Source organism: Citrobacter sp. wls716, from assembly GCF_005280975.1.
GTDB classification, from domain to species: domain Bacteria; phylum Pseudomonadota; class Gammaproteobacteria; order Enterobacterales; family Enterobacteriaceae; genus Citrobacter; species Citrobacter youngae.
The window spans coordinates 432,604-443,126 of the sequence record NZ_SZWX01000025.1; the positions used below are offsets into that span (position 1 = coordinate 432,604).

Annotated in this window: 9 protein-coding genes; 7 read left to right on the plus strand and 2 right to left on the minus strand. The window is 51.4% G+C overall.

Features of this window, described 5'->3' with window-relative positions:
- Positions 1 to 309 precede the first annotated feature (309 nt).
- The 7 genes from kup (at position 310) to rbsR (ending at position 8,256) form a co-directional block, all read left to right on the plus strand.
- Positions 310 to 2,178, plus strand: a complete 1,869-nt coding sequence (gene kup, locus FDX24_RS09955) for a low affinity potassium transporter Kup (RefSeq protein ID WP_048213793.1) — start codon at positions 310 to 312, stop codon at positions 2,176 to 2,178.
- Positions 2,179 to 2,370: 192 nt separating this feature from the next.
- Positions 2,371 to 2,790, plus strand: coding sequence for a D-ribose pyranase (gene rbsD, locus FDX24_RS09960; RefSeq protein ID WP_003023766.1), 420 nt, complete (start codon positions 2,371 to 2,373; stop codon positions 2,788 to 2,790).
- A gap of 7 nt (positions 2,791 to 2,797) precedes the next feature.
- Entirely contained in the window at positions 2,798 to 4,303 is a 1,506-nt protein-coding gene (gene rbsA, locus FDX24_RS09965; protein WP_003023764.1) for a ribose ABC transporter ATP-binding protein RbsA, read from the plus strand.
- 5 nt (positions 4,304 to 4,308) lie between these two features.
- Positions 4,309 to 5,274: a ribose ABC transporter permease gene (gene rbsC / locus FDX24_RS09970; RefSeq protein WP_137364211.1), complete on the plus strand. Its 966-nt coding sequence runs from the start codon at positions 4,309 to 4,311 to the stop codon at positions 5,272 to 5,274.
- 24 nt (positions 5,275 to 5,298) lie between these two features.
- Positions 5,299 to 6,189: a ribose ABC transporter substrate-binding protein RbsB gene (gene rbsB, locus FDX24_RS09975; protein WP_003023760.1), complete on the plus strand. Its 891-nt coding sequence runs from the start codon at positions 5,299 to 5,301 to the stop codon at positions 6,187 to 6,189.
- Positions 6,190 to 6,330: 141 nt separating this feature from the next.
- On the plus strand, positions 6,331 to 7,260 hold the full coding sequence (gene rbsK / locus FDX24_RS09980) for a ribokinase (protein ID WP_137364212.1): 930 nt from the start codon (positions 6,331 to 6,333) through the stop codon (positions 7,258 to 7,260).
- A 3-nt stretch (positions 7,261 to 7,263) separates the two neighbouring features.
- Entirely contained in the window at positions 7,264 to 8,256 is a 993-nt protein-coding gene (rbsR, locus tag FDX24_RS09985; protein ID WP_086523518.1) for a ribose operon transcriptional repressor RbsR, read from the plus strand.
- Here the strand turns inward: rbsR and mdtD are convergent.
- Both mdtD and FDX24_RS09995 read right to left on the minus strand, forming a co-directional pair.
- Entirely contained in the window at positions 8,222 to 9,649 is a 1,428-nt protein-coding gene (gene mdtD, locus FDX24_RS09990) for a multidrug transporter subunit MdtD (protein ID WP_101742140.1), read from the minus strand. The two genes, rbsR and mdtD, sit on opposite strands and share 35 nt — an antisense overlap.
- A gap of 3 nt (positions 9,650 to 9,652) precedes the next feature.
- Complete coding sequence (locus FDX24_RS09995; protein WP_048213796.1) at positions 9,653 to 10,357, minus strand: FadR/GntR family transcriptional regulator; 705 nt, start codon at positions 10,355 to 10,357, stop codon at positions 9,653 to 9,655.
- Positions 10,358 to 10,523: the final 166 nt, after the last annotated feature.

The window sequence follows — 10,523 nt, forward strand, 5'->3', positions numbered from 1 at the left end:
AAATGTACCGCGTTAAACAGCGAGTATAGATGTTTAGCCCCTGGGCTGTAATAGACTGAAGGCGCGTTTATTTTTCTTTGAGCCAGATTAATCTGGTCTCATTTAGGGGTACGATTTTGCGATTAATCGTGCATACTGTGCGCCTTTTTGTGGGCCAAGGGACGACGCACACATTTCTTATATATACACCATATCAATCAAGCTGCACCAAGGCGGCAATGGAGTTATTCCCTGGGATGGGCGGAATAACGAATGCAGCCAACGCGGAGGTAGCCTGAACGATGATGTGTATAAACGAAAGACGAGTCTATGAGCACTGATAATAAGCAATCATTGTCTGCGATTACCCTCGCGGCCATTGGGGTTGTCTACGGTGATATTGGTACCAGCCCACTTTATACGCTTCGTGAATGTTTGTCCGGGCAGTTTGGTTTTGGCGTTGAACGTGATGCCGTGTTTGGTTTTCTCTCGCTGATTTTCTGGCTGCTGATCCTGGTTGTTTCCGTTAAATATCTGTCATTTGTTATGCGTGCTGATAACGCCGGGGAAGGCGGGATCCTGACGCTGATGTCGTTGGCCGGGCGTAATACGTCGGCGCGAACGACCTCGATGCTGGTGATTATGGGATTGATTGGCGGCAGCTTTTTCTATGGCGAGGTGGTGATTACGCCAGCCATTTCGGTGATGTCGGCGATTGAAGGTCTGGAGATTATTGCTCCACAACTGGACACCTGGATTGTTCCTCTCTCTATTATCGTACTTACCCTGCTGTTTTTGATTCAAAAACACGGTACCGGCATGGTCGGTAAGCTGTTTGCGCCGATTATGCTGATATGGTTCCTGGTACTTGCCGTGCTGGGTGTACGCAGCATTATTGCAAATCCGGAAGTGTTGCATGCCCTAAATCCGTATTGGGCTGTTCATTTCTTCCTGGAATTCAAAACGCTGTCCTTTATTGCGCTGGGCGCGGTGGTGCTGTCGATTACCGGTGTTGAAGCGCTGTATGCGGATATGGGCCACTTCGGTAAGTTACCGATTCGCCTTGCATGGTTCTCCGTCGTATTGCCTTCGCTGGTTTTGAACTATTTTGGTCAGGGTGCATTGCTGTTAAAGCATCCCGAAGCGATCAAAAACCCGTTCTTCCTGCTGGCACCGGACTGGGCGCTGATTCCGCTGCTGATCCTTGCCGCGCTGGCGACGGTAATCGCTTCGCAGGCGGTTATTTCCGGCGTATTCTCACTGACGCGCCAGGCTGTGCGTCTGGGGTATTTATCGCCGATGCGGATTATCCATACTTCAGAAATGGAATCGGGTCAGATCTATATTCCTTTCGTAAACTGGATGCTTTATTTCGCCGTGGTTATCGTGATTGTGAGCTTTGAGCACTCCAGTAATCTGGCTGCTGCGTACGGTATTGCGGTAACGGGAACGATGGTACTGACGTCCATTCTGTCGACGACCGTGGCGCGGCAAAACTGGCACTGGAATAAATACTTTGTCTTCCTGATCCTGGTTGCGTTCCTGTGCATCGATGTTCCGTTGTTCTCTGCAAACCTCGATAAGCTCGTTTCAGGCGGCTGGTTGCCGCTCTCGCTGGGTCTGGTGATGTTCACTATTATGACGACCTGGAAAAGCGAACGCTTCCGTCTGTTGCGTCGCATGCATGAGCACGGTAACTCTCTGGAGGCGATGATTGCGTCGCTGGAGAAATCCCCACCGGTGCGCGTGCCAGGAACGGCGGTGTATATGTCCCGTGCGTTGAACGTCATCCCGTTTGCGCTGCTGCATAACCTGAAACATAACAAGGTGCTGCATGAACGCGTTATTCTGCTGACGCTGCGTACGGAAGACGCGCCCTATGTACACAATGTACGTAGAGTGCAGATTGAGCAATTGTCGCCTACCTTCTGGCGCGTGGTGGCCAGCTACGGTTGGCGTGAAACGCCAAACGTTGAAGAAGTGTTCCACCGCTGCGGTCTGGAAGGCTTAAGCTGTCGGATGATGGAAACCTCCTTCTTCATGTCGCACGAGTCGTTGATTGTCGGCAAACGACCATGGTATCTGCGCCTGCGCGGCAAGCTGTATCTGCTGCTACAGCGCAATGCGCTGCGCGCGCCGGACCAGTTTGAAATCCCACCGAACCGGGTTATTGAACTCGGTACGCAGGTCGAGATTTAATGTTGTTAACGCCCTCTTTCATCGTGAAAGGGGGCGTTTTGTTTGACCCCTCTCAGTTTTCTTTTCATCTCATGATAATCCTTGCGAAACGTTTCGATGGTGATCACATTTTCGTAACGTCGCGGTGGTTTTCTGTCCACTCTTCGAACTACACTTATCTTCAGCGAAACGTTTCGCTAGTGGGGAAAGAAAATGAAGAAAGGCACGGTACTCAACTCTGAAATTTCATCGGTGATCTCCCGTCTGGGGCATACCGATACGCTGGTGGTGTGTGATGCAGGTTTACCCATCCCGAACAGCACAACGCGTATCGATATGGCATTAACCCAGGGCGTACCTTCTTTTATGCAGGTATTGGATGTGGTTACACGTGAAATGCAGGTCGAGGCGGCCATTCTCGCGTCGGAAATTAAACAACATAATCCGCAACTCCACGAAACGTTGCTCAGTCACATTGAGCAACTGCAACAACACCAGGGAAACACCATAGAAATTCGTTACACCACGCATGAACAATTCAAAAAACAAACCGCAGACAGTCAGGCGGTAATTCGCAGCGGAGAATGTTCTCCGTATGCGAATATCATTCTCTGTGCTGGCGTCACGTTCTGAGGCCATCATGAACGCATTACTGCAACTCAAAGGGATCGATAAAGCGTTCCCGGGCGTAAAAGCGCTATCCGGCGCCGCGCTGAATGTCTACCCAGGCCGCGTAATGGCGCTGGTGGGCGAAAACGGCGCGGGCAAATCCACCATGATGAAGGTGCTGACCGGAATCTACACCCGTGATGCCGGTTCCTTATTGTGGCTGGGTAAAGAGACCACCTTTAACGGCCCGAAATCCTCCCAGGAAGCCGGAATCGGTATCATCCACCAGGAGCTGAACCTGATCCCGCAACTCACTATTGCCGAGAACATTTTTCTCGGTCGCGAGTTTGTGAATCGCTTTGGCAAAATAGACTGGAAGAAGATGTACGCCGAAGCCGATCTGCTGCTCGCCAAACTCAATCTGCGCTTTAAAAGCGACAGGCTGGTCGGCGAGCTGTCGATTGGCGATCAGCAGATGGTTGAAATCGCCAAAGTGCTGAGCTTTGAATCGAAGGTCATCATTATGGATGAACCGACGGATGCCCTCACCGATACTGAAACCGAATCCCTGTTCCGCGTCATTCGCGAACTGAAATCCCAGGGACGCGGCATTGTCTATATTTCTCACCGTATGAAAGAGATCTTCGAGATTTGCGATGACGTAACCGTCTTTCGCGACGGGCAGTTTATTGCCGAGCGTGAAGTCGCATCGCTTACCGAAGACTCGCTGATTGAAATGATGGTGGGACGTAAACTGGAAGATCAGTACCCGCGTCTGGAAAAAGCGCCGGGTGATATTCGCCTGAAAGTCGATAATTTGTGCGGCCCTGGCGTAAACGATGTGTCATTCACGCTGCGTAAAGGCGAAATCCTTGGCGTATCGGGGTTGATGGGGGCTGGGCGTACCGAGCTGATGAAGGTTTTGTACGGCGCATTGCCGCGCACCAGCGGCTACGTCACGCTTGATGGCCATGAAGTTGTCACCCGTTCGCCGCAGGATGGACTGGCTAATGGCATCGTCTATATTTCTGAAGACCGTAAACGCGATGGTTTAGTGCTCGGTATGTCGGTGAAAGAGAACATGTCACTGACCGCGCTGCGCTATTTCAGCCGTGCAGGCGGAAGCCTTAAACATAAAGATGAGCAGCAGGCGGTGGGAGATTTTATTCGCCTGTTCAATGTTAAAACGCCATCGATGGAACAGGCTATCGGCCTGCTCTCCGGCGGTAACCAGCAGAAAGTAGCGATTGCGCGCGGTCTGATGACCCGTCCAAAAGTCCTGATCCTCGATGAGCCGACGCGCGGCGTTGACGTTGGGGCGAAAAAAGAAATCTATCAGCTTATCAACCAGTTTAAGGCTGATGGGCTGAGTATCATTCTGGTCTCTTCTGAGATGCCAGAAGTATTGGGCATGAGCGATCGAATTATCGTTATGCATGAAGGGCATCTCGGCGGTGAATTCACTCGCGAGCAGGCCACTCAGGAAGTATTAATGGCTGCCGCTGTGGGCAAGCTTAATCGCGTGAATCAGGAGTAAAAAAGATGACTACCCAGGCTGTTTCTGGTCGCCGTTATTTCACTAAAGCATGGCTTCTGGAGCAAAAGTCGCTTATCGCTCTGTTAGTGCTGATCGCGATTGTTTCCACCATGAGCCCTAACTTTTTTACCGTTAATAACCTGTTCAACATTCTTCAGCAAACGTCGGTGAACGCCATCATGGCCGTTGGCATGACGCTGGTTATCCTGACGTCGGGTATCGATCTGTCCGTCGGTTCCTTGCTGGCGCTGACCGGTGCGGTTGCGGCTTCGATTGTAGGGATTGAAGTCAATGCGCTGGTGGCTGTTGCTGCGGCTCTGGCGCTCGGCGCAGCCATTGGCGCGGTAACCGGGGTGATTGTCGCGAAAGGTCGCGTACAGGCGTTTATCGCGACCCTGGTGATGATGTTGCTGCTGCGCGGTGTGACCATGGTCTACACCAACGGCAGTCCGGTAAACACCGGTTTTACTGATAATGCCGATCTGTTTGGCTGGTTCGGGATTGGTCGTCCATTAGGCATCCCTACGCCGGTGTGGATTATGGGGATTGTTTTCCTCGCGGCGTGGTACATGCTGCACCACACGCGTCTGGGTCGTTATATCTATGCGCTGGGCGGTAACGAAGCGGCAACGCGTCTGTCCGGAATCAGCGTCAGTAAAATCAAAATTATCGTCTATTCACTCTGTGGGCTGCTGGCTTCGCTGGCGGGCATCATTGAAGTGGCGCGTCTTTCCTCTGCGCAACCGACGGCAGGTACAGGCTATGAGCTGGATGCTATCGCCGCGGTGGTATTAGGTGGTACCAGCCTGTCGGGTGGTAAAGGACGCATTGTTGGGACGCTGATCGGCGCATTGATTCTTGGTTTCCTCAATAATGGTTTGAATTTGTTAGGTGTATCCTCCTATTACCAGATGATCGTCAAAGCGGTGGTGATTTTGCTGGCGGTACTGGTAGACAACAAAAAGCAGTAACAACGATTACAGGACATCTTAAATATGAACATGAAAAAACTGGCTACCCTGGTTTCTGCTGTTGCGCTGAGCGCCACCGTGAGCGCGAATGCGATGGCGAAAGATACCATTGCGCTGGTGGTCTCCACGCTTAATAACCCGTTCTTTGTCTCCCTGAAGGATGGGGCGCAAAAAGAGGCAGATAAGCTGGGTTACAACCTGGTGATTCTGGACTCGCAGAACAACCCGGCGAAAGAGCTGGCTAACGTTCAGGACTTAACGGTTCGCGGGACTAAAATCCTGCTGATCAACCCAACTGACTCCGATGCCGTGGGTAACGCCGTGAAGATGGCTAACCAGGCGAAGATTCCGGTTATCACCCTTGACCGCGTAGCGTCTAAAGGTGAAGTGGTAAGCCATATTGCGTCTGATAACGTGCTGGGCGGAAAAATTGCGGGTGATTACATCGCGAAAAAAGCCGGTGAAGGCGCGAAAGTTATCGAACTGCAGGGCATTGCCGGAACGTCTGCGGCGCGTGAGCGTGGCGAAGGTTTCCAGCAGGCCGTTGCGGCACACAAATTTAACGTACTGGCCAGCCAGCCGGCAGACTTCGACCGCACTAAAGGTCTGAACGTTATGCAGAACCTGCTGACCGCGCATCCTGACGTGCAGGCCGTATTTGCCCAGAACGATGAAATGGCGCTGGGTGCGCTGCGTGCGCTGCAAACGGCGGGTAAATCTGATGTGATGGTGGTTGGATTTGACGGCACTCCAGATGGCGAAAAAGCAGTAAATGATGGCAAACTGGCTGCGACCATTGCTCAGTTGCCGGATCAGATCGGCGCGAAAGGCGTTGAGACTGCGGATAAAGTCCTGAAAGGCGAGAAGGTTCAGGCTAAATATCCGGTTGACCTGAAGCTGGTTATCAAGCAGTAATACCGATTCAGGCCGCTCGCGACCTGATGGAGACATAAATACGCCATCCCTGGATCTTGTTCTGAGGATGAAAGCGTAAAAAGAAAAGCAGGGCACGCGCCACCCTAACCCGGTGGCGCACTTTGACTTGGAATACCTAACATGAAAACCGCAGGCAACCTCGTTGTTCTTGGCAGCATTAATGCCGATCACATCCTCAACCTTAACTCTTTCCCGACACCGGGTGAAACCGTAACCGGTAGTCAATATCAGGTGGCGTTTGGCGGTAAAGGCGCGAATCAGGCGGTTGCTGCAGGGCGTAGTGGCGCGAATATCGCGTTCATTGCCTGTACGGGTGATGACGATATTGGCGAAAGTGTTCGTAAACAGTTAGCTCGCGATAATATTGATATTGCCCCGATTAGCGTTATTTCGGGTGAATCGACCGGTGTGGCGCTGATTTTTGTGAATGCCGAAGGTGAGAACGTTATCGGTATTCATGCCGGCGCGAATGCTGCTCTTTCTCCGGCGTTGGTAGAAGCACAGCGTGACCGTATTGCTCAGGCGTCTGCGTTACTGATGCAATTAGAATCACCGATCGAAAGCGTTCTGGCTGCGGCAAAGATTGCGCATCAGAATAAGACTCTGGTCGCCCTTAACCCAGCTCCGGCACGTGAACTATCCGATGAGCTGCTGGCGCTGGTGGATATTATTACCCCGAATGAAACCGAGGCTGAAAAGCTGACGGGGATCCGGGTAGAAAACGATGAAGATGCAGCTAAAGCGGCGCAGGCATTGCACGCGAAAGGGATCCATACTGTACTGATTACCATAGGGAGTCGCGGTGTGTGGGCCAGTGTAAACGGTGAAGGTCAGCGAGTACCGGGTTTTAAAGTTGACGCGGTTGATACTATCGCTGCCGGAGATACCTTTAACGGTGCGTTAATCACAGCGTTACTGGAAGAGACTCCGCTATCGGAAGCCATCCGTTTTGCACATGCTGCCGCCGCGATTGCGGTCACACGTAAAGGTGCACAGCCTTCCGTTCCATGGCGTGAAGAAATCGAAGCGTTTTTAAGTCAACAGAGGTAACGCTTGGCTACAATGAAGGACGTTGCCCGCCTGGCGGGTGTTTCCACGTCGACGGTTTCTCACGTCATTAATAAAGATCGCTTTGTCAGTGAGGCTATCACTGACAAAGTTGATGCGGCAATCAAAGAGCTTAACTATGCGCCTTCCGCGTTGGCGCGTAGTCTCAAACTGAATCAGACCCGCACTATTGGCATGTTAATTACAGCCAGTACTAATCCCTTTTACTCTGAGCTGGTTCGTGGTGTTGAACGTAGCTGCTTTGAGCGCGGTTACAGCCTGGTGCTGTGCAACACCGAAGGTGACGAGCAGCGTATGAACCGTAATCTGGAAACGTTGATGCAAAAGCGGGTAGACGGCTTGCTGCTGCTCTGCACGGAAACACATCAGCCTTCCAGAGAAATCATGCAGCGTTACCCTTCTATACCGACCGTGATGATGGACTGGTCGCCTTTTGATGGTGAAAGCGATCTGATTCAGGATAACTCCCTGTTAGGTGGGGATTTAGCCACTCAACATCTGATCGAAAAAGGGTTTACGCGCATTGCCTGCATCACGGGCCCTCTGGATAAAACACCGGCGCGTCTGCGCCTGGAAGGGTATCGCGCGGCAATGAAGCGTGCAGGGCTGGCTATCCCGGACGGTTACGAGATCACCGGTGACTTCGAGTTTGGCGGTGGGTTTGAAGCTATGCAAACGCTGTTGTCGCATAAAGACCGCCCACAGGCTGTTTTTACCGGCAATGACGCGATGGCGGTTGGAGCATATCAGGCTTTATATCAGTCTGGATTGCGTATCCCGCAGGATATGGCGGTAGTCGGTTATGATGATATAGAACTGGCGCGTTATATGACGCCGCCGCTGACAACTATTCACCAACCGAAAGATGAGTTGGGTGAACTGGCCATTGATGTGTTAATCCACCGTATGGCACAGCCCGCATTGCAGCAACAGCGCTTGCAGCTTACTCCTGTTCTGATGGAGCGGGGGTCGGTTTAGGCTTATGTCGATCTTTGATCAGATTGCGCCCATCTTTGGCTCTTAACAGCATAAACATCAGCGCCGATACGACGGTGATCGCGCCCATTGTAATAAAGGTATAGTGGAACTGTTCAACCGTATTGGTTCCTTCCATACCTTCGTAGATACGCAGAACCGCGGCACTAATGGCAACCCCTAAACTAATAGACAGCTGCTGCGTAACGGCTAAAACACTGTTGCCGCTGCTGGCATTCTCATCAGTTAAATCGGCCAGAGTAATGGTATTCATTGAGGTAAACTGGGTGGACATCGCCATACCTAAAATGAACAGTGGCAGAATTAGCATCCAGACCGGCATGGCGGGAGACTGCAAAGAAAACTGTGCAATCATCAGGCCGATAAACACTGTAATACCGACCAGCGTGGTCCGGTAGCCGAGCCGGCGCAGTACCTGCGTCACCATCGATTTCGCCAGAATTGAGCCCAGCGCTGTCGGAGCCATCATGCAACCGGCAATGAGTGCCGGGTATCCAAAGCCTACCTGCAGCATCAGTGGCATTAAGAAAGGTACGCATCCCGTTCCCAGGCGAGTAGCAAGGTTTCCGGCGATGCCAACAGAAAAGGTTCGCGTTTTAAAAATAGGAAGCGCAATCAACGGTGTCGGATGGAGACGCGCATGACGAATGTAGGCGAGCAGTAGCACAATGCTGGCGAGAATAATGCCAAGTGCGACCCAACTGGCAACAAGTTTCTCGCCAAACAACTCAACACCGCTGGAAAACAGTACCAGGCTTAGACCAAAGAGAAAGAAACCGGTCATATCGAAGCCGCGGCGTGGTGTGGTGAAGTTCGGCATATATTTGCGGGCATAGAAGATACCGGCTATGCCGATGGGAATATTAATCAGGAAGATCCAGTGCCAACTGGCCCACGTTACCAGCACGCCACCCAGTACCGGACCTAAAATCGGTCCAACAAGACCGGGCATGGTCACGAAATTAAGTACGGGGAGCAGTTCGCTACGCGGGTAAGCACGCAATAATGCCAGACGGGCAACAGGCATCATCATTGCGCCACCGATACCCTGTATCACGCGGAAAACCACCAGTTCACTTAATGAGCTGGAAAGTGCACAAGCCAACGATCCCAACGTAAACAGGCTAACGGCAATCATAAATACACGCCGGGTCCCGAATCTGTCAGCCAACCATCCACTCACCGGGATCAGCATAGCGACTGTCAGGGTATAGCTGATAATGGCTGATTGCATAGCAAGCGGGGAGCGGTTAAGACTATGTGCTATTGCGGGTAAGGCCGTGTTGAGGATAGTGGCATCTAATGCCTGCATAAAAAAGGCCATGGCGGCTATCCATGGCAATCCAGCCATACTGCGCGATTTCTTTTCTGACATAGATTATTTATCCGGGAGCTCGTTCGGTGCTATCAGTAATGCCTGACAGGCGGCAAAAGCGCGTTCGCCATCGCTATCTTCTATTGCATCGACAATGGCCTGGTGCAAATCCAGCTTGACCACATCGTTATAGGTAATCGACGTAAAGTAGGTCTGATAAACGGAATGGAACAATGATGCGAAGGATATCAGGAATGGATTCGCGCTCATTTCATAAATGTGCTCATGCCAGGCAATATCAACTTCAATCCAACGTTCGCGTCTGAAGTTTCTTTTCAGCTCGACCATCTCTTCCATTAATGTATTGAGATGGGCTTTCTGCTCTGCCGTACCAATCGTCGCCGCCAGTGAACAGGCTTGAGGCTCCAGGCTAATACGCATCACCAGAAAGTGTTTAATGACCTGTGGAAAATTATCTTCCGTCATCCACCAGGTGAGCAGCTCCTGATCGAGGAAGTTCCAGTTTGCCTGCGGCATAACGCGTGTACCAATACGTGGGCGCGGTAATACCATACCTTTAGCCGTTAATGTCTTAACTGCCTCTCTTACCGCAGTTCGGCTTACGCCAAACTGATCGCCCAGCTCAATTTCACCTGGCAGGATAGCGCCGGGTGCGTATTCACCTTTTAATATTCTCTGAGCCAGCTTTTCTGCCAGAACATAGGAAAGGTTCTTTTGGGCAGCTATCTGTTGGGCATTTAAAGGCATGAATGTTCTTCCTTACGCTTTTTCTTATTCATTAGTATGCCATCAGGGAGTGTGATTGCGGCTGCAAAAACGGCAAATTGCTTATTTTATGGCATGTTAATGGTGGTTTTGGTGAAAAAACACGCATTCGGAAAGTTATTTTAAATTTCCCCTTGTCAGCCTGAAA